We start from the raw sequence: 18,453 nt of genomic DNA, 5'->3' as shown, positions 1-18,453 counted from the left end.
ATGTCGTCGGGACTGAACATCCAGGCCGAGCTCGCCAAGGGCAGCAACGGCGCCTTCGGGGCCATGACGGGCGCCCAGCGCGCCGCCGCGCTGCTGCTGCTGCTCGGCGAGAGCGAGGGCGCGCCGATCTGGCAGATGCTCGACGAGGACGAGGTCAAGCTCGTCTCGCACGCCATGGTTCAGCTCGGGTCCCTGGAGGCCGAGACGGTCGAGAAGCTCATCGTCGACTTCGTCTCGCGCCTGTCTTCGGGCGGCGGCATCACGTCGAATTTCGAGCGCACGGAATCGCTCCTCCTGAAGATCTTCCCGAGCGAGCAGGTCTCGGCGATCATGGCGGAGATCAAGGGAGCTTCGGGCAAGCGCGTCTGGGCGAGCCTGACCCAGATCGACCCCGAGATCCTGGCCTCGTTCCTGCGCAACGAGTACCCGCAGACCGTGGCGGTGGTGCTCTCCAAGGTGCGCTCGGACTATGCCGCCAAGGTGCTGACCATCCTGCCCGAAGAATTCGCCATCGACGTCCTCAGCCGGATGCTCCGGATGGAGACGGTCCAGAAGGAGGCCCTGCGCCACATCGAGGAGACCCTGCGGGTCGAGTTCGTCTCCACCATCGCGCAGACCACACGGCGCGACGCCCACGAGCTCATGGCCGACGTTTTCAACGCCTTCGACCGGCAGACGGAGGGACGGTTCCTCACGGCCCTCGATCAGGCCAACCGGGGCTCGGCCAAGAAGATCCGCCAACTCATGTTCACCTTCGAGGACCTGCTCAAGCTCGATGCGGGCAGCGTCCAGACCCTGTTGCGCAAGATCGACAACGAGACCCTGTGCCGTGCGCTCAAGGGCGCCGACGAGCGCGTGCGCGGCTTCTTCCTGAAGAACATGTCCACCCGGGCGGCCAAGAACATCACCGACGAGATGGGTTCGCTCGGGCCCATCCGCCTGAAGGACGTCGACGAGGCCCAGGCCAAGATGACCGAACTCGCCAAGGAGCTGGCCGAGAAGGGCGAGATCATGATCGCCAAGTCGAGCGGTGAGGAGGAGCTGGTCTATTGAACGCGCGCCGGTTCCTCTTCGACACCGATTTCCGGCCCCGCCCGGACAATCCCGTCCACCAGCAGGAGGCGGCCGCGCAGGCGGAAGCCGTGCTGCGGGCCGAGGCCGAGGCCTATGCGCGGGGCCTGCGCGACGGCCAGGCTCTGGCCGAGCAGCAGGTCCAGGCCCGGCTCTCGGACGCCGTCACCCGCCTCGGCCTCGCCGCCGCGGGGCTGATCGGCCAGTCCGACGACCGGGACGCGGCCCGCGAGGACGAGGCGATGGACTTCGCCATCGCGCTCGCCCGCAGGATCGCCGGTGAAGCCCTCGACGCGCATCCGCTGGCCGCCATCGGCGACGCGGCGCGGGCCGCGCTCCAGCACCTGCGCGGCGTGCCCCACCTCGTCGTTCGGGTCCACGAGAGCCTCGTCGACGAATCCGAGGCTCTGGTGAAACGCCTGGCGCGCGAGCGCGGCTTCGAGGGCCGCCTCGTCGTCCTCGGCGAACCCGACCTCGCCCTCGGCGACGCCCGCATGGAATGGGCCGATGGCGGCGTCGTCCGCGACCGCGCCCGCATCGAGGGCGCCGTCTTGTCCGCCCTCGGCATCGTCGCCTGATCCCCGAACCCGAGAGCCCTCATGTCCGACGATTTCAGCCTGCCCCAGCTCAACGGAACGGATGCCTCCTTCGACGGGCTCGGCACCGAATCGATCCGCGACGCACCCACCACGCCCAAGAGCGCGGCCGACCTCGAACAGGTCTTCGACGTGCCCGTGATGGTCTCGGCGGTGCTCGGCTCCTCGCGCATGCCGATCGGCGACCTGCTTCGGCTCCAGCCCGGCGCCGTGCTTGAGCTCGACCGCAAAGTCGGCGAGGCCATCGACATCTACGTGAACAACCGCCTCGTGGCCCGCGGCGAGGTCGTGCTCGTCGAGGAACGCCTCGGCGTGACCATGACCGAGATCATCAAGAGCGACCACTGATACGTCATCCGCTTCATCAAAGCGGATGTCGTATCGGCAAGCCCGCGCGGCGCTTGAGCGAAATCCAAATCCGCCATCCCGAACGGATCAAACGGATTTGGTATGACCCCCTGCCCTTCCGGCCGCCGCGCGCCCCCGCGCGAAGCCGACCCTGACGGAGACCTTCGGCCATGCGCCTCCTCATCATCGGACGCCTGAACGGCGAACTGATCACCGCCTCGAAGATCGCCATGAACCGGGGCGCGGCCGTCACCAACGCCGAGAGCCTCGCCCAGGGGCTCGCGGTGCTGCGCGCCAAGGGCGCGGACCTCATCATGATCGACGTGACGCTCGCGATCCGCGAACTCGTCACGGCCCTCGCCGACGAGCGCATCCGCACCCCGGTGATCGCCTGCGGAGTCGCCACCGACGCCAGGGCGGCGGTCGCGGCCATCGAGGCGGGCGCGCGGGAATACATCCCCCTGCCGCCGGACCCCGAGCTGATCGCCGCCGTGCTGCAGGCGGTCTCAGAGGACGGGCGCGCCTTCGTCTGGCGTGACGCCTCCATGGAGCGGGTGGTCAAGCTCGCCGAGCAGGTGGCGCGCTCGGAGGCTTCCGTGCTCATCACCGGCGAGAGCGGCACCGGCAAGGAGGTGCTGGCCCGCCACGTCCACGGCAAGTCGAACCGGGCCAACCGCCCCTTCGTCTCCGTGAACTGCGCCGCAATCCCCGAGGCGCTCCTCGAATCCGAGCTGTTCGGCCACGAGAAAGGCGCCTTCACCGGGGCGGTGGCCCGCCGCATCGGCCGCTTCGAGGAGGCGCATGGCGGAACCCTGCTCCTCGACGAGATCTCCGAGATGGACGTGCGGCTGCAATCGAAGCTGCTGCGTGCCCTCCAGGAGCGGGTCATCGACCGGGTCGGCGGCACCGCGCCGGTCAAGGTCGATATCCGCGTGCTCGCCACCTCGAACCGCAACCTCGTGGAGGAGGTCCGCAAGGGCACCTTCCGCGAAGATCTGTACTACCGGCTGAACGTGGTGCACCTGCGCCTGCCGCCCCTGCGCGAGCGCCCCGGCGACATCCTCGAACTCGCCGCCCATTTCGGCCGCAAGTACGCCGAGGTGAACGGGATGCCGGTACGGCCGCTCAGCGCCGAAGCGCAGGGGCTGGTGCGGGCTAACCCGTGGCGCGGCAACGTGCGCGAACTCGAGAACACCCTGCACCGGGCGGTGCTGCTCGCCTCGGGCCCGGAGATCGGCCCGGAGGCGATCCTGACGCCGGAGGGGGACAGCATCGCGCCGGTCTCGGCCGGGCCGGCCGAGCGCGCGGCGCGGGTGGCCGAGGCCGCCACCCGCGGCCTCGTGGGTCAGACGGTGGCGCAGGTGGAATGCGACCTCATCCTCGACACCCTCGACCACTGCCTCGGCAACCGCACGCATGCGGCCAAGATCCTGGGCATCTCGATCCGGACCCTGCGCAACAAGCTCAACGAGTACGTGGATGCCGGCCTCTCCGTGGCCGAGCCCGGCAGCGTGCGGGCCATGGCCGCCTACGGCTGATACCAAGTCTCAGGGAGCCTGACCCATAGGTCGGGCTTCCCGGGGTCTCGCGGACCTCGATGAGGTCAGCCTCATCGAGATCCGGTCCAGGCCGGACGACAGGCCGGTCCGCGTCGCGGATCAGACCTTCTCGGCACCCATCTGGACGGAATGCGCCCGCTCCAGCTTCTCGAAGGAGAGGAACCGCGCGATGTCGGATTCGACGTCGCGGATCGTCTCCTCGACGAGGTGCTGCTGCAGGGCGATGCGCGGATCGTCCGGGGTCAGGCCGTCCCGCGTCTGGAGCCGTTCGACGGCCTGTTTCACGACGCCGTAGACCGCCTCGCGCTCGGCGCGAGACATCGTGGGGTTGACGGCGCGGGCGACGAGATCGCTGAACTCGGACATGATCGGCAGGGCTCGGTGAGGCGGTCGGGCGTGAGGTTCCGGGCGGACGTAATCAGAGCCGCTGGTCGTTGATGCCCGCGATGATCAGGGCGATGGAGCTCCAGGTCACGAGGCAGCAGAAGAACACCACCAGGATCGCGTGCCCGCGCAGCGGATAGAGCGAATCGCCCGGCAGCGCCGGCTCCACGAAGGTCGCAAGGAAGATCTGCTGCTTGCCGGCCGCGATGCGGGCCCGGTCGACCATCAGGTTGGCCGATTCGTTGAGCTTGCCCGCGATGGTGCGCTCGACCTGAAGACCCTCGAACTCCAGGAGCGCCTTCGTCATGTTGTTGGTGATGTCCGGCCCCGTGCCCGCCTCGGTGGTGAGCTGGTCGGTGAGCTTCTTGATCTGCTGGTCGAGGGCGGTCACGAGCGAGACGAGGTTCTGGATGCTGCGCGCCTTCTCGTCGAGGCTCGAGCCGCGCAGCACGGCGAGATCGGATTCCGCCTTCAGTCGCTCCTTGCGCAGGCCGCCGATCGTGGTGAGCATGGCCTCCGCGGTCTTGGCCGGATCGATGATACCCCAGCGGTTGCGGTAGGCCTGGAGCGCCAAGTGGGCCTTGCGCAGGCGGTCCTGGGCCTTGGCCGCATCCCCCTCGGCATGGGCGAGCATGTCGGCCTGGGCGCGCCGGGAGATGTCGTTGATCAACCGCTCGCTGCGGGCGACCACGTCGCGGGCGATGACGAGGGCGTCCTCCGGGGTGAAGGCCCGCACGTTCAGGGTGATGATGCCCGAGATCGGTTCGATCCGGGTGGTGACGCGATAGCGCCAGTACTTCACCAGTTCCTCGACCGGCTGGTTCGTGTCGTAACGCTCCCAGAAGTCCACGCCCGGGCGGGAGAACATCGTCGAGACCTTCAGGCTGGCCTCCACCGCGGAGACCAGGGTCTGGCTTTGGATGTAGTCTTTGACGATGAAGCTGTCCTGGCTGTTGTGCTTCTGGGCGAGCCCGACGAAGGCCGTGGACGAACTCTCCTCCATCGGCTCGACGTTGCCGCGCACGGCGAACTGCGCCGTGGCGATGTACTGGTCGCTGGCGAAGACGTAGAAATAGAACGCCGCCATCAGGGTCGGCAGCAGCACGAAGATCGCGAACTGCTTGATCACGCCGCCGATGATGTTCTGCGGGCGGGACGGCGGCCGGCGGATGCCCGGCAGGCGGCGCCAGTCGAGGCGCTCCCGCGCCCGGCGCAGGAGCGCGGGCAGCCGGTCGGGCGCCACGGGGGTGACGGTCTCGGCATTGCGCCGCAGATCCGGCACGGAGCGCAGCGCGAGGTCGATCATCCCGCGCACGCGGTCCGTCGGCTTGATCTCGTCGACCTTCATGGATTCCGGTTTCCAGGGGCTCGGCGCGGTCGGGTCACGGGTGACATCCGGGGCGCGTGCGCCCCGCGACGTTGCAAATGGTCACGCCTGCGGAGCCCTCTCGACACGTTGCCGTTGTCCCCGGCAATCCCGCGTTTTTCGGCCCTTTTTAAGGCGTCGCTTTCCCCGTATCGGGTCGGCGCGACCGGGTATGGGGAGTCTGGGGGTTTCATGGACAGCAAGGACGGGACCGCGCCGAGGCCGGCACGGATCCGCATGGCCCGCGCCGGGTTCTCCGAACTCGTGCTCGTCTGCACGAAATGCGTCAAGCGCCAGGGCCTGAAGAAGGGCGCCCTGCGCTCGCGCATCAAGCGCGAGCTGAAGGGCCGGGCCATGCCCGGCAAGCCGCGCGTGGTGGAGGTCGGCTGCCTCGGCCCCTGCCCGAAGCGGGCGCTTGCCGTCGCCACCGCCGACAGCCTGGCCAAGCAGCGCATCCACCTTCTCGACCCCGCCGCCACCCCGGCCCAGGCGGTCGACGCGCTCTTCCCCGATTTCGGCCCCAAAGGAAGCCTAACCGGAGACCTGACCCGCACGCGGGGGCCGTGAGGCGCCCGTGCTCCACCTGAGCGCGCCCGGCGCGCCGCCCGCTTCCCTCACCGGCGCGCCCGGCGCGCCGGACTTGCCGCGAGCCAGCCGCTTGACCGATCCCGCCCTCGACACGGACCGACCCCGTCCGGCGCGCTCCCTTGGCCGCGCGGTGCTGCGGCGGTTGCCGCTCGTCGGCACGCTGCTGGGGCTCGCCCTCGGAACCTGGCTCGTGGCCACCAATGATCTCGGCGCGATCGCGGACGCCTTCGGCCGCGTCGGCGCCCCGGGCCTTGCCGCCATCGTTCTCGTGCGCGTCCTTATCCTCCTCCTGTGCGGCATGGCCTGGGGCCAGACCATCCGGGGACTGGCGGGGATCGGACAGGCCGGGTCCGGCGCCTTCGCGGTCCTGCGCTTCGTGCGCGAGGGCATCAACGTGCTCCTGCCGGTCGCCTCCGTGGGCGGCGACGTCGTCGGCGGGCGCCTGCTGACCTTCTGGGGCGCGACGGGGGCCCTGGCGGCGGCCTCCATCATGGTCGACATGCTGTTCCAGGCCGGAACGCAGGCGGTCTTCGCGCTCCTCGGCGTCGGGCTGCTGCTCCAGGTCAGCGGTGAATCGGCCCACGCCCTCGCCACCTGGGTGCTGCGGGCGCTCGCCGTCACTGCGCTCCTCCTCGCCGGGTTCGTGGCGGCCCAGCGCAGCCCGGCGGCGCGGGCGGCCGCGCGGCGTGTCGTGGCCTGGGGCCGCCGAGCCCTGCGCGGACCCGAGGCCGCGGATTCGCCGCAAGGCGGCGGCGTCTACGGCGCCCTCGACGCGATCTGGGCCCGCGCGCGCCGGGGCAACCTCGCGGCCTCGATCCTGCTCCATTTGGCGGCCTGGCTGCTGGGTGCGGTGGAGATCGGCATCGCGCTCGCCTGCATCGGCGTCCCCTCGGTGGGCGTCGCCGAGATCCTCATCATCGAGGCGCTGAGCCAGGCCATCAAGTCGGCGGCCTTCCCGGTGCCGAGCGGCCTCGGCGTGCAGGAGGGCGGCTTCGTGCTCCTCGGCGGGCTGTTCGGCATCGACGCGGGCACCGCGCTGGCGCTCTCGCTGGTCAAGCGCGTGCCGGACGTGGTGCTGGGCCTGCCCGCCCTGATCCTCTGGCAGACGCTGGAGGCACGCCGCGGGACAATCCTGCCGCCGCGCGCCTGAGCCGTCCCGCATGCGTCACCCCAAGGCAGGTCAGCTGTGAGGAGCCTCGTCCCGGTCGCGGCCCTCGTCGCCAGCATGGTCTCCCTCAGCGTCGGGACCTCGTTTGCCAAGCACCTTTTCGCCACGGTGGGTGCCGAGGGCACGACCGCCCTGCGGGTCGGCCTCGCGGCTTTGATCCTCAACGCGGTCTGGCGCCCCTGGCACCTGCGGCCGAGTCGGGCGGATGCCGGCGCGCTCCTGCTCTACGGCGGCGTGCTCGGCGCGATGAACCTGCTCTTCTACCTGTCCCTGCGGACGATTCCCCTGGGGCTCGCCATCGCCATCGAGTTCTCCGGGCCCCTCACCCTCGCGCTGGCCGCCTCGCGACGGCCGATCGACTTCGTCTGGATCGCCTGCGCGGTGCTCGGCCTCGGGCTCCTGCTGCCGCTCGGCGGCCTCTCCGGCGGACTCGATCCGGTCGGTGTGGCCTGTGCCCTCGGGGCCGCCCTGTGCTGGGCGCTCTACATCGTCTTCGGCCAGCGCGTCGGCCACCTGCATGGCGGCCGCTCCGTCGCCATCGGCATGTCGGTAGCCGCCCTGGTGGTTCTGCCCTTCGGGGTCGCGAGCGCGGGCACCGCCCTCCTCGATCCCGCGACCCTGGCGTTCGGCCTCGCCGTCGCGGCCCTGTCGAGCGCCCTGCCCTACTCCCTCGAGATGGTGGCGCTGAAGCGCCTGACAAAACAGAGCTTCGGCGTCCTCCTCAGCCTGGAACCGGCCATCGGCTCGCTGGCCGGCCTCGCCATCCTCGGTGAGCGCCTGAGCGGGACGGAATGGCTTGCCATCGCCTTCATCGTCGTCGCCTCGGTTGGCAACACGGTGAGCGCCTCGCGCCGGCGCCCCCTGGCCACGCCGATCCTGCCGGCCTGACGCGGCCTCGCGTCCGGGATTGGGATGAAGTGGCAATTAGTCCGGGATCATCTTGCAGTCTGTTTGCCTAATCGGACCGGGCAAGCTGCGTACTTATCCCGGAAATTCTCTATAAGCCCAGATACTTGTGGCCAACGCGCAACATCACGTCAGAACAATCCGATACATCCCGGATATTCACGGGTTGGCGACGCGTCGTGCATTGCCCCCCTCCCACGGGCGCGGCATTCTCCGGTCCAGGCGCAGGTATGCGACCAACAAATCCAAGATCAAAAAACTCGGATCGGGCGTAGGGAGTCGATCATGGCAATCAATTTCAACAACACCACTTATCCACCCGGGTTTTTGGGCATCGACGACGGTGGTGTTCCGGCGCAAAGGACGTTCCAGGTCGACGCGCCGTCGACCTATACTGTGCGCGTCAATGGAGTTGTGAACCAGGCCGGCGACACGGTCACGATGACCTACGGCGCCGATGCGCCGGCTGGCTACGCGAACCGCGCCGTCACCTTGACGGCCTCGCCCCTCGACAACTCGACCCAGATCCTCTTCACCAGCACTGATATCCCGCCCGGCGAGACCGATGCGGGCACCTACCGCTACCTCCTGTCGAACACGCAGGTCTACGGAAGCCCGCCCCCGGCCGGTCAGACTCGGACGCGCTTCACTGCCGACGGCGACAACAACCTCAACAGCTACAACGTGGCGGCCGTGCCTTGCTTTGCCAGCGGCACGCTGATCCTGACGGATCGCGGCGAGGTCGCGGTCGAGGCGCTCGCGGTCGGCGACAGCGTGGTGACGGCCTCCGGCGCACGCCGGCCCATCGTGTGGATCGGCCAGCGCAGCATCGATTGCACCCGCCATCGGATCCCCGACGCGATCTGGCCCGTGCGCGTTCTGGCCGGCGCCTTCGGCGAAGGCCTGCCCCAGCGCGACCTCTGGCTCTCGCCCGACCATGCGGTGCGCGTGAGCGTGCTCGACGAGGTCCTCATTCCGGTCAAGCACCTCGTCAACGACGCGACCATCGCCCAGGTGAAGACCGAGACGGTGACCTACTGGCACGTCGAACTCGACGCGCACGACATCCTCGTGGCCGAGGGCCTGCCGACCGAGAGCTTCCTCGACACGGGCGTGCGCAACGGCTTCGAGAATGCCGGTGCGTTCATGGCGCTGCACCCCGATTTCAGCCCGCTCTCCATGGACGGGTTCTGCCTGCCGCTGGTGCAGGAAGGCCCGATCGTCGATGCGGTCCGCGTCCGCCTGCTGGCCCGGGCCGCCGCCCTCGGCTGGACTCTGACCGACACCGACGACCTGCACGTCCTGGCCGATGGAGTCGCGATCCAGCCGGAGCGTGACGGGGCCGTCGCCCGCTTCACGATCCCGGCCGGCACGGTCGAGGCCCGCCTCGTCTCGCGCAGCTTCGTGCCGGAGCGCGTGCGGGTTGGGGCCGGCGACGGCCGCCGCCTCGGCCTGCCCCTGCGCGGCCTCTCGGCCGTCGACGGCGCCGGCGTCGTCCGCAGCCTGCCGGTCGACCATGCGCTGCTGACGGACGGCTACTCCTTCGTGCAGACCGCCGAGGGCGATGCCTGGCGCTGGACGGACGGCAACGCCACCCTCCCGGCCGCACTCTGGGCCGGCACCACGGAGGCGGTGACGTTGAACGTCGCGATCGCGGTCGAGCGCGGCACCCTGTCGGCCTGGCAGGCGCCGTCCGCCGTGGACGCCATCACCGTGGCGGTCGACGCGACCACCGACGCTGAGTGCGCCGCTTAAAGAACGGACCCGTCCGGACGACGGACGCGACGACCCGGCCACCATTCCGGCGGCCGGGTCCCAGACACGACCGGCGCTCGCGATCCTCTGATCGCGGGCGCCGTTCCGCTTTGTGGCGCTGAAATAAGGGGAGCGGCCGCAGGCTTTGGAAATACCCGAACGGCGACGTGTCCAGAATCGTCGCGACACTCGAGCGAAGATGCGTCGCCAAGTCCCGGCCGGAACCGCTCGCGCCGAGTGACATGGTGCAGAACGAGAGACATAACGGCGCGTCGTTGGGGAAAGTTCCCTTCATGAGCTGCCATCTCGACCAGAGCATCAGGCCGGATACATCCGATGCTGTGCGGCTCGACGAACTGGCCGGGCTCCAGATCCTCGATACCCCTCCGGAGCAGGCGTACGACGACGTCGTTCAATTGGCCCGGCTCCTGTGCGGAGCCCCGGTTGCCCTGGTCAGCCTCGTCGACGGCAACCGGCAATGGTTCAAGGCGCGCGCCGGCTTCCCGCCCTGCGAGACGGATCTGAGCGCGTCCGTCTGCGTCTATGCCCTGAGCGAGCCCGACCTCCTCGTCATCCCCGATCTCGCGAGCGACCCCCGCACCGCCCGGAACCCCCTCGTCACGGGCGAACCGCATGTCCGCTTCTATGCCGGGGCGCCCCTGCGGATGCCGAGCGGCCAGGTTCTCGGCAGCCTGTGCGTGCTCGACCACCAGCCGCGCCCGGATGGGCTGACGGAGGATCAGGCGGACGGGCTGCGCCGCCTCGGGCGCCAGGTCACGATTCTGCTCGGCGAGCGCCGCCAGATCGCCCTGGTCAAGGCGGAGGAAATCTACGCTCGCGCGGCCTCGCTGCGGCGCGCCGCCCTGATCGAACTCGGGGATTTCCTGCGTAACGAATCGTCGATCCCCGCCATGACCCACCGGGCGGCCGAGATCGTGGGGCAGACCCTGGAGGCGAACCGGACCGGTTACGGCGAACTCGACGCCACCGGTGGCATCATCACCATCCATCGCGATTGGACGACCGCCGGCTCGGAGAGCCTGGTGGGGCGCCACCGCTCCCTCAACCACGAGACCTTCGGTCCAAGTCTGTCGCGCGGCGAGACCCTCGTGGTCGACGCCATGGCGAACGATCCCCGCGCCCTGGTTAGCGCCGCGGACGGAGCCCGCATGCCGGTGGGCGCCCTGCTCAACGTCCCGGTGCGCGAGCGCGGGCGCAGCGTCGGGCTGTTCTTCGTGCACAGCGCGGCGCCCCGCGTGTGGCGGCCCGAGGAGGTCGCCTTCGTCCGCAACGTCGCGGACCGCGTCCAGGTCGGCATCGCGCGGCTGCGCGCCGAGGAGCAGCAGGCGGTGCTCAATCGCGAACTCAGCCACCGCATGAAGAACATGCTGGCCATGGTCCAGGCCATCGCCACCCAGACCCTGCGCACTGCCCCCGACCTGGAGACGGCCAAGGACGTCCTGGCCGACCGGCTGATCGCCATGAGCAAGGCCCACGACCTGCTCCTCGCCGGCACCCGGGAGAGCGCCAGCATCGCGGCCGTCATCCGGGGAGCCCTCGCGATTCACGACGATGCCGGCTCGGAGCGCCTGCGGTGCGAAGGCCCCTATGTCCAAGTCGGCTCCCAGGCCGCCCTGTCGCTCGCCCTGATGATGCACGAACTCGGCACGAACGCCGCCAAGTACGGCGCCCTGTCCTGCCCCACCGGCACCGTGACCGTCGCCTGGTCCGTGGACGAGAGCGGCCCCGAGGCGATGCTGTCCCTGTGCTGGACCGAGCGCGGCGGCCCGGCGGTCGCCGCCCCCTCGCACCGGGGGTTCGGTAGCCGGCTGATCGCGCGGGGCTTGGCCGGCGCGGTGGGGGGCACGGTAAGCACCACCTATGCGGAGACGGGCCTCGTCTGCGAACTCACCGCGCCCCTGCGCGGGATCGGCGCCGAGGAATAGGCCGGCGGCCCGAAGCGATCCGCCGGAAATCGCCTCAATCCGGCTCGGCCAGGAGCCCTTCCACGAAGGTGGTCAGGCCGGTGCGGCGGGCGCGCTTCAGGCGCTCGGCGATAAGGATTCCCTCCAGGGAGCGGAAGGCGTCGTCGAGGTCGTCGTTGACGATGACGTAGTCGTACTCGCTCCAGCGCTGGATCTCCATCCGGGCGTTGGCGAGGCGCTTCTCGATGGTGTCCGGCGAATCCTCGGCCCGGCGCTCCAGGCGGTGGCGCAACTCGGCCAGCGAGGGCGGCAGGATGAACACCGTGACCACGTCGTCGGTGAGCTTGGCCCGCACCTGCCGGGTGCCCTGGTAGTCGATGTCGAAGATCATGTCCCGGCCGACGCCCAGCACCTTTTCCACGGGCTTGCGCGGGGTGCCGTAGAAATTGCCGTGCACCTCGGCCCATTCGAGGAGGTTGTCGGCGCTGCGCAGCGCGTCGAAGGCCTCGCGGTCGATGAACTGGTAGTGCTTGCCGTCGATCTCGGAGGGGCGGCGCTGGCGGGTCGTCACCGAGATCGAGACGTCGAGGCCCCATGTGTGATCGGACGCCAGCTGGCGCGTCAGCGTGGTCTTGCCCGCACCGGAGGGGGAGGACAGGATGAGGATGAACCCGCGCCGCCCGATCGTCGTCGCATTCTCCTTCGTGGGGGCCTGCATCTGAGAAAAACCTACTCGACGTTCTGAACCTGCTCCCGGAATTGCTCCACCACGGCCTTCAAGTCGAGTCCGATCCGCGACAGGGTGATGTCGTTGGCCTTGGCGCACAGGGTATTGGCCTCGCGCCCGAGCTCCTGAGCCAGGAAATCGAGCTTGCGGCCGATGGGGCCGCCCGCGGCCAGGAGTTCGGCGGCGCTGGCCAGATGCGCCTGCAGGCGGTCGAGTTCCTCCCGCACGTCGGCCTTCGCGGCGAGCAGCACCGCTTCCTGGTGCAGGCGGTCGGGGTCGAGCCCGCCGGCCTCCACGAGGCTCGCCACGGCGGCGGCGAGACGCGCCTTCACGGCCTCGGGCTTCCGGGCCGGGCAGGCTTCGGCGAGCGCCGTCAGCCGGGCCATCTCGGCGCGCTGGCCCTCGATCACCCCGAGGAGGGCGCGGCCCTCGGCGCGGCGGGCCTCCACGAGGTCGGCCACCAGCCGGACCACGCCCTCGGCCAGATCCCGGGCGAGCGCCTCGGTGTCGGCGCCCGGCTCCTCGTCGGCCTCGACCACGCCCCGGACCGACAGGAGCCCGTCGAGGGTGGCGGGCGCGATGCCCTCGGGGCGCGGCACGCAGGCGATCGCCGCGGCGAGGTCGGCGAGCAGCGCCTCGTTGATCCGCACGCGGGGCGCCGTATCGGCGCGGGTCAGGCTGAGGTTCAGCTGGCACTGGCCCCGGGTCAGGGTCTTCTGGAGGGCCGTGCGGGCGACCTCGCCGACGGCGTCGTAGCCGTTCGGCACCCGCAGGCGCACATCGAGGCCGCGCCCGTTCACGCTGCGGACCTCCCAGGCCCACTGCACCGGTCCGGTGGTGCCGGACGCCCGGGCGAACCCGGTCATGCTGGAGAGGATCATGGTGTCGCTCTCCCTACGGCTGCTTGAGCACCGGCACGGTCTTGGGCGAATTCAGGTCGAAGGTCTTGTTCCGCAAGGGGTCGAGGCGGGTCCCCTCCGAGGCGTCGAAGGCCTTGGGGCGCACGGCGCCGGGCTCGGGCGTCGCCGCCATGTTGGTGCCGTCCGGCGCGTAGGCCGAGGCGGTGCCGGGCACGGCGGGGGCGCCCGGCGGATCGGCCTTGTCCACCGCTGCGTCCGGGGTCGGGGCCTGGCGGGCCTTCTCGACCTGGCGCCAGCGGGCGACGTTGCGGGAATGGCCCTCCAGGGTCTCGGCGAAGGCGTGGCCGCCGGTGCCGTCGGCCACGAAGAACAGGTCCTTGGTGCGCGAGGGGTTGGCGACGGCTTCGAGCGCCGCGCGGCCCGGATTGGCGATGGGGCCCGGGGGCAGGCCCTCGATCACGTAGGTGTTGTAGGGCGTGGCGCGCTCGATCTCGGAGCGCTGGATGCCGCGCCCGAGGGTGCCGCGCCCGCCCACCAGCCCGTACACGATGGTGGGGTCGGATTGCAGCTTCATGCGCTTGTTGAGGCGGTTGACGAACACGCCCGCCACACGGGGCCGCTCGTCGGCCCGGCCCGTCTCCTTCTCGACGATGGAGGCGAGCGTCACCATCTCGGCGGGCGTCTTCACGGGAATCTCGGCCGAGCGGCGCAGCCAGATCTGGTTCAGGACCTCGCGCTGCTTGGCGCGCATGAGGTTGACGATCTGCTGGCGGGTGGCGCCGCGCTCGAACTTGTAGGTGTCGGGCAGGAGCGAGCCCTCGGGGGGGATCTCGTTGATGTCGCCCGTGAGCACGTCGTTGTCGTTGAGGCGCACCACGATCTGCTCGGAGGTCAGCCCCTCCGGGAAGGTGATGGCGTGCTGCACCTGCCGGCCGGAGGCCAGGGTGTCGATGGCCTCGCCGATGCTGGCATGCGCCTTGAAGGTGTACTCGCCGGCCTTCAGCGCCTTGCCGGAGAGCCGGGCCGCCCACTCGAACAGAGCGGTGTGGCTGATGACGCCCTCGCGGCTCAGGGCCTCGGCGATCTCGGTGGTGCCGCTGCGGGGCGGGATCACCACGACCTTGTCGGCGGGCAGCGGCCCCGGCTCCTTGGTCTGGCGCTCGAACAGCGTCACGCCGATCATCACCGCGATGGCCAGCACCACGGAGGCGGTGAGCAGGCCGGAGATGCGGGCGAGCAGCCCGCCGCGCTCACGAACCGGACGGTCGGGCGGCGGCGGCGCGGCGGTGGGCTTGATCGCCTCGGAGGGGCTGCGCGGCGACAGGCGATTGGGCAGGGCCGGCTCGTCGGAGGGGATCGGCGTCGGCGCCGGTTCTGGGCGTTTGCGGAAGAACATGGACATCCTGTTCGGGCCTCAGGTCCCCGCCCCGGCCGCCGCCGGAGTGTTGGGGAATCCGCGCGCCCGAGTCGAGGGGGTGGGCGCAGGGGGCTGGCACTCTGGCGCGCGAACTTGGTGGGTTTTGTGGCGGAGGCTCCTATGAGTTGTGAGCAAACCGACTTCACCGGAGCTACTTGTAGCGACAGTGTTGCAATGCATAAAAGTGCAATCTAGAGTGATATCTCGGGTAGCATGGGCATATGTGATGAAAACTCCAATTAGGAGCTTTAGGGCAAATAATATCCTTGGAAATGTAAATTACAAACTTGATGTAAAAGGCAATGTCAGTATTATTGTTGGCCAAAATGGAACGGGGAAAAGTACATTCATAAATATATTTTATTTATTTATTACAAGCAATGGTCCAGGCTGATCGAATATAGTTTCTCTGATGTCGAGCTGATCGCTGGCGATATAAAAATTGTATTGTCGCGATTGGATTTGGTTGACTTTGAAAATTCCGATAATATCTCTCCTCGACTAAATCGATACATATCTACACTGAGAAATTCTAATAAGTTTACTGATTTTGTTTCTTCATCAAGAATTTCGAAAGCTGAAGCCGAATATTATTCAACGTTGCTCGGAGTTCCCACATCTGAAGTCATTCGCCTTCGACGGATGATACAAAGCGAAACTTCCGATTTGTTCCGCTCAAAGGTCATTGATGCAGAAAGGCAACTTGAGTCATTAAACTTAGGCCGGGTTCTATACCTTCCAACTTATCGACGTATTGAAAAGGATTTAAGGTCAATATTTCCCGATATTGAAGATCGGATGCGCACCCGATTGAACCCCAACCAATCACTCGCAAGGCGGGGTGCTACATTTCAAGAAATCGTCAGCTTCGGCATGGATGATGTTAAAAACCTGATACTTGAATACACGAAAAATCTAAATGCACTATCTAAGACTAAGTCAAATGCTGCTGCGCAGGAATATATCCGAGATATGGTGCAGGGGAAAATCAAGGATTACTCTATCAGTATTATACGCGACCTTGATGCTAGTATTATTTCGGAGTTCGTTGCGCGTCTTGATGACCAATTAATCTCGGAAAAAGATAAAAATATCCTGTTTAAAGATATAACGTCGCTGAGAGAGCGAAAGAGAGGGAAGCCGTCGAAAGATATGCAATATCTAGGATTTTTTGTCGAAAAAATGTTGAATGTATATGTTCAAATGAATGAAGAGGAGCGCCCATTCGTAGATTTTACGAACGTCGTATCTCGATACATAGCGGATAATAAGCAAGTAATTTATCGAAACTACGAATTCCACCTTGAAAGTTCAGGATTGAAAAAAGAATTATTCCTAGATGATTTGTCATCGGGAGAAAAACAGATCGTATCCATGTTTGCATACCTGCATCTACTGCGAGATCAGGAAAATATAGTTATAATCGATGAGCCCGAGCTATCGCTTTCGGTGCCCTGGCAAAGAAAGTTTTTGCCTGACATACTTGCGAGCGGGAAGGTGTAGTCAGTTATTTGCAGTAACTCACAGCCCGTTTGTCTTTGATAATGAGGTTCGCAACCAGATCGTTGATGTTAGAAAGCTAAGTGTACAGTAAAATGATTGATTTTGCCGAACTACTCATTAAAGAGCAGAGCAACGTTAATGCCACAGTCCTTGAGTTTATAAATAGTGAATACAAATCTGACGATGTTATCGTTTTTTTTGAGGGTGTCGATGATCCCCCTTTCTATTTCGACTTCCTTTCTTCACACTTTACTGGACACGCCCTACGCATTTATACATGTGGCGGGAAGAAAGCGATGGCAGAAGTCAAGAGTTTTATTGACGATTACGAATTAAAGATAAATCCGCATAAAATATTGTATTTGCGAGACAGAGATTTTGACGAATTTAATAATAAATTACCCAACGATATGTTTGTAACTAAATACTATTCAATAGAGAGCTACTTTGCGGAAGGGGCGTATATTCGATATCTTATCGAAAAATTTATACCAACTGCCATTAAGGGGGGTGCTCGTGATAATATCGTGAGCTCGATAGACAGTACTATGGCAGTGCTCGCACGGAACCTTTTAGCGCCAATGGCCCTGTTTTGTCACATGCGGGCTAGGGAAGTAGATGTTGAACTACAAAAATTGAGTATCAGTGACTTTTCTCGATACAATTCTAACGAAGATAAGATCGTGAAAGAACGAAATCGAATAGAGAAAATCGCCAGACAAATAAAATCTGACGATTTTGAATTTCGTCGCTCCGATATCGTTTCTTTATGCAAGTGCTTTAAAGCTATTGACTATAAATACTGGATAAAAGGGAAAATCGCGCTGCAGATGCTTCGCATGTCTGTAAAGTATGTTGCGGCCCAAATAGGCGGTACAAAGCAAATTTCGCTGGAAAGTTTACTCTCAAAAATAGGCTCGTACTGTTTCTCGCAGAGTCGGCCATACCTTGAGGGTTTACCAGAGCTGAACGCGTATCTGGAAACAGCCTGAGTCTCAATCCACTCGCCGCATCACCAAGCTCGCATTCGTCCCACCAAACCCGAACGAATTCGACAGCACCGTATCCACCCGCTTGCGCTTGGCCTCGTGCGGCACGAGGTCGATCGCGGTCTCCACGGAGGGATTGTCGAGGTTGAGGGTCGGCGGAAGGATGCCGTCGCGGATGGCCAGGATCGAAAAGATCGCTTCCACGGAGCCGGCAGCGCCAAGGAGGTGGCCGATGGAGGACTTGGTGGAGGACATCGACGCTTTGGCGGCGTGGTCGCCGAGCAGGCGCTCAACGGCCTTCAGCTCCAGCTCGTCGCCCATGGGCGTCGAGGTGCCGTGGGCGTTGATGTAGTCGAGGTCGCTGGCCTGGATGCCGGCGCGCTTCACAGCGGCGCTCATGCAGCGGAAGGCGCCGTCGCCGTCCGGGGCCGGCGAGGTGATGTGGTAGGCGTCGCCTGTGAGGCCATAGCCGATCACCTCGGCGTAGATCCGGGCGCCGCGGGCCTTGGCGTGCTCGTACTCTTCCAGCACGACGACGCCGGCGCCTTCGCCCATCACGAAGCCGTCGCGATCCTTGTCGTAGGGGCGCGAGGCCTTGGTCGGGTCATCGTTGAAGCCGGTGGAGAGGGCGCGGCAGGCGGCGAAGCCCGCGAGCGCGAGGCGGTTCACGGGTGATTCGGCGCCGCCCGCCACCATGACGTCGGCATCGCCGAACTGGATCAGCCGGGCCGCGTCGCCGATGGCGTGCGCGCCCGTCGAGCAGGCCGTCACCACCGCGTGGTTGGGGCCCTTGAGCCCGTGCGCGATCGAGATCTGGCCGGAGGCCAGGTTGATGATGCGGCCGGGAATGAAGAAGGGGGAGATCCGGCGCGGGCCCTTGTCGTGCAGGGTCACGGAGGCGTCGTAGATGCCGCCGATGCCGCCGATGCCGGAGCCGACCATGACGCCGGTGGCGCACTGGTCTTCGTAGCTCGTCGGGTGCCAGTCGGCGTCGTTCAGGGCTTCGCCTGCCGCCGCCATGGCGTAGACGATGAACGGATCGACCTTGCGCTGCTCCTTGGCCTCCATGAAGGCGTCGGGGTTGAAGCTGTCGTTCGTGCCGTCACCGAAGGGCACGGAACAGGCGATGCGGCAGGCGAGATCGTCGACGGGGAATGCCGTCACGACTTTGGCCGCCGACTCGCCGGCGATCAACCGGCTCCAGGTGGCCTCGACCCCGCTGGCCAGCGGCGTCACCATCCCCAAGCCCGTCACCACTACCCGACGCATCGCGCTATCCCGAACCGGTCCT

The 18,453-nt window shown here is 66.2% G+C and carries 17 protein-coding genes; 11 read left to right on the top strand and 6 right to left on the bottom strand.

Features of this window, described 5'->3' with window-relative positions; all coding sequences use genetic code 11:
• The 4 genes from fliG to flbD all read left to right on the top strand — a co-directional run bounded on the left by fliG (nucleotide 1) and on the right by flbD (nucleotide 3,553).
• On the top strand, nucleotides 1-1,053 hold the full coding sequence (fliG, locus tag MFF30_RS12625) for a flagellar motor switch protein FliG (RefSeq protein ID WP_238279772.1): 1,053 nt from the start codon (nucleotides 1-3) through the stop codon (nucleotides 1,051-1,053).
• On the top strand, nucleotides 1,050-1,649 hold the full coding sequence (locus tag MFF30_RS12620; RefSeq protein WP_238279771.1) for a FliH/SctL family protein: 600 nt from the start codon (nucleotides 1,050-1,052) through the stop codon (nucleotides 1,647-1,649). The genes fliG and MFF30_RS12620 overlap by 4 nt, the downstream gene beginning before the upstream one ends.
• A gap of 21 nt (nucleotides 1,650-1,670) precedes the next feature.
• A complete protein-coding gene (fliN, locus tag MFF30_RS12615) occupies nucleotides 1,671-2,015 on the top strand; it encodes a flagellar motor switch protein FliN (RefSeq protein WP_238279770.1) in 345 nt (114 codons plus the stop codon).
• 170 nt (nucleotides 2,016-2,185) lie between these two features.
• On the top strand, nucleotides 2,186-3,553 hold the full coding sequence (gene flbD, locus MFF30_RS12610; RefSeq protein WP_238279769.1) for a sigma-54-dependent transcriptional regulator FlbD: 1,368 nt from the start codon (nucleotides 2,186-2,188) through the stop codon (nucleotides 3,551-3,553).
• A gap of 120 nt (nucleotides 3,554-3,673) precedes the next feature.
• Here flbD and MFF30_RS12605 read toward each other — a convergent pair whose 3' ends face one another.
• Together MFF30_RS12605 and MFF30_RS12600 are read right to left on the bottom strand one after the other, a co-directional pair.
• Nucleotides 3,674-3,940, bottom strand: a complete 267-nt coding sequence (locus tag MFF30_RS12605) for a hypothetical protein (RefSeq protein ID WP_238279768.1) — start codon at nucleotides 3,938-3,940, stop codon at nucleotides 3,674-3,676.
• A gap of 52 nt (nucleotides 3,941-3,992) precedes the next feature.
• The gene (locus MFF30_RS12600; protein ID WP_238279767.1) at nucleotides 3,993-5,306 is read right to left on the bottom strand and encodes a KpsE/RkpR family capsule polysaccharide export protein; all 1,314 of its coding nucleotides are present in this window, start codon (nucleotides 5,304-5,306) and stop codon (nucleotides 3,993-3,995) included.
• Nucleotides 5,307-5,516: 210 nt separating this feature from the next.
• Between MFF30_RS12600 and MFF30_RS12595 the strand changes: the two genes are divergently transcribed.
• The 5 genes from MFF30_RS12595 to MFF30_RS12575 all read left to right on the top strand — a co-directional run bounded on the left by MFF30_RS12595 (nucleotide 5,517) and on the right by MFF30_RS12575 (nucleotide 11,687).
• Complete coding sequence (locus MFF30_RS12595) at nucleotides 5,517-5,891, top strand: (2Fe-2S) ferredoxin domain-containing protein (RefSeq protein WP_238279766.1); 375 nt, start codon at nucleotides 5,517-5,519, stop codon at nucleotides 5,889-5,891.
• A gap of 91 nt (nucleotides 5,892-5,982) precedes the next feature.
• A complete protein-coding gene (locus MFF30_RS12590; RefSeq protein WP_238279765.1) occupies nucleotides 5,983-7,062 on the top strand; it encodes a lysylphosphatidylglycerol synthase domain-containing protein in 1,080 nt (359 codons plus the stop codon).
• A 75-nt stretch (nucleotides 7,063-7,137) separates the two neighbouring features.
• Nucleotides 7,138-7,968, top strand: a complete 831-nt coding sequence (locus MFF30_RS12585; RefSeq protein WP_238279789.1) for an EamA family transporter — start codon at nucleotides 7,138-7,140, stop codon at nucleotides 7,966-7,968.
• Between the two features lie 303 nt (nucleotides 7,969-8,271).
• Entirely contained in the window at nucleotides 8,272-9,741 is a 1,470-nt protein-coding gene (locus tag MFF30_RS12580) for a Hint domain-containing protein (protein WP_238279764.1), read from the top strand.
• A 293-nt stretch (nucleotides 9,742-10,034) separates the two neighbouring features.
• Complete coding sequence (locus MFF30_RS12575; RefSeq protein ID WP_238279763.1) at nucleotides 10,035-11,687, top strand: sensor histidine kinase; 1,653 nt, start codon at nucleotides 10,035-10,037, stop codon at nucleotides 11,685-11,687.
• Between the two features lie 34 nt (nucleotides 11,688-11,721).
• Here the strand turns inward: MFF30_RS12575 and gmk are convergent, their stop codons facing one another.
• From gmk to mltG, 3 genes are read right to left on the bottom strand one after another with little or no spacing between them, the layout of a single operon-like run.
• Nucleotides 11,722-12,384: a guanylate kinase gene (gene gmk / locus MFF30_RS12570; RefSeq protein ID WP_238279762.1), complete on the bottom strand. Its 663-nt coding sequence runs from the start codon at nucleotides 12,382-12,384 to the stop codon at nucleotides 11,722-11,724.
• An 11-nt stretch (nucleotides 12,385-12,395) separates the two neighbouring features.
• A complete protein-coding gene (locus MFF30_RS12565) occupies nucleotides 12,396-13,274 on the bottom strand; it encodes a YicC/YloC family endoribonuclease (RefSeq protein ID WP_238279761.1) in 879 nt (292 codons plus the stop codon).
• A gap of 13 nt (nucleotides 13,275-13,287) precedes the next feature.
• Complete coding sequence (gene mltG, locus MFF30_RS12560; RefSeq protein ID WP_238279760.1) at nucleotides 13,288-14,649, bottom strand: endolytic transglycosylase MltG; 1,362 nt, start codon at nucleotides 14,647-14,649, stop codon at nucleotides 13,288-13,290.
• 483 nt (nucleotides 14,650-15,132) lie between these two features.
• Between mltG and MFF30_RS12555 the strand changes: the two genes are divergently transcribed.
• Together MFF30_RS12555 and MFF30_RS12550 are read left to right on the top strand one after the other, a co-directional pair.
• Nucleotides 15,133-16,173, top strand: coding sequence for an AAA family ATPase (locus tag MFF30_RS12555; RefSeq protein WP_238279759.1), 1,041 nt, complete (start codon nucleotides 15,133-15,135; stop codon nucleotides 16,171-16,173).
• Nucleotides 16,174-16,265: 92 nt separating this feature from the next.
• Nucleotides 16,266-17,165 carry a DUF4435 domain-containing protein gene (locus MFF30_RS12550; RefSeq protein ID WP_238279758.1) on the top strand — a complete coding sequence of 300 codons (900 nt, stop codon included), beginning with the start codon at nucleotides 16,266-16,268 and terminating at the stop codon, nucleotides 17,163-17,165.
• A gap of 3 nt (nucleotides 17,166-17,168) precedes the next feature.
• Here the strand turns inward: MFF30_RS12550 and fabF are convergent, their stop codons facing one another.
• Nucleotides 17,169-18,431 carry a beta-ketoacyl-ACP synthase II gene (fabF, locus tag MFF30_RS12545; RefSeq protein WP_238279757.1) on the bottom strand — a complete coding sequence of 421 codons (1,263 nt, stop codon included), beginning with the start codon at nucleotides 18,429-18,431 and terminating at the stop codon, nucleotides 17,169-17,171.
• Between the last annotated feature and the right edge of the window lie 22 nt (nucleotides 18,432-18,453).

The organism is Methylobacterium goesingense (genome assembly GCF_022179225.1).
Taxonomy (GTDB): domain Bacteria; phylum Pseudomonadota; class Alphaproteobacteria; order Rhizobiales; family Beijerinckiaceae; genus Methylobacterium; species Methylobacterium goesingense.
The sequence above is the reverse complement of the archived record's forward strand: the minus strand, read 5'-3'. Positions and strand labels throughout refer to the sequence as shown.

Coding starts and splice junctions, on each gene's coding strand:
- fliG (WP_238279772.1), top strand. CDS start 1: ATGTCGTCGGGACTGAACATCCAGGCCGAGCTCGCCAAGGGCAGCAAC.
- fliN (WP_238279770.1), top strand. CDS start 1,671: ATGTCCGACGATTTCAGCCTGCCCCAGCTCAACGGAACGGATGCCTCC.
- flbD (WP_238279769.1), top strand. CDS start 2,186: ATGCGCCTCCTCATCATCGGACGCCTGAACGGCGAACTGATCACCGCC.
- MFF30_RS12605 (WP_238279768.1), bottom strand. CDS start 3,940: ATGTCCGAGTTCAGCGATCTCGTCGCCCGCGCCGTCAACCCCACGATG.
- MFF30_RS12600 (WP_238279767.1), bottom strand. CDS start 5,306: ATGAAGGTCGACGAGATCAAGCCGACGGACCGCGTGCGCGGGATGATC.
- MFF30_RS12595 (WP_238279766.1), top strand. CDS start 5,517: ATGGACAGCAAGGACGGGACCGCGCCGAGGCCGGCACGGATCCGCATG.
- MFF30_RS12585 (WP_238279789.1), top strand. CDS start 7,138: ATGGTCTCCCTCAGCGTCGGGACCTCGTTTGCCAAGCACCTTTTCGCC.
- MFF30_RS12580 (WP_238279764.1), top strand. CDS start 8,272: ATGGCAATCAATTTCAACAACACCACTTATCCACCCGGGTTTTTGGGC.
- MFF30_RS12575 (WP_238279763.1), top strand. CDS start 10,035: ATGAGCTGCCATCTCGACCAGAGCATCAGGCCGGATACATCCGATGCT.
- gmk (WP_238279762.1), bottom strand. CDS start 12,384: ATGCAGGCCCCCACGAAGGAGAATGCGACGACGATCGGGCGGCGCGGG.
- MFF30_RS12565 (WP_238279761.1), bottom strand. CDS start 13,274: ATGATCCTCTCCAGCATGACCGGGTTCGCCCGGGCGTCCGGCACCACC.
- mltG (WP_238279760.1), bottom strand. CDS start 14,649: ATGTTCTTCCGCAAACGCCCAGAACCGGCGCCGACGCCGATCCCCTCC.
- MFF30_RS12550 (WP_238279758.1), top strand. CDS start 16,266: ATGATTGATTTTGCCGAACTACTCATTAAAGAGCAGAGCAACGTTAAT.
- fabF (WP_238279757.1), bottom strand. CDS start 18,431: ATGCGTCGGGTAGTGGTGACGGGCTTGGGGATGGTGACGCCGCTGGCC.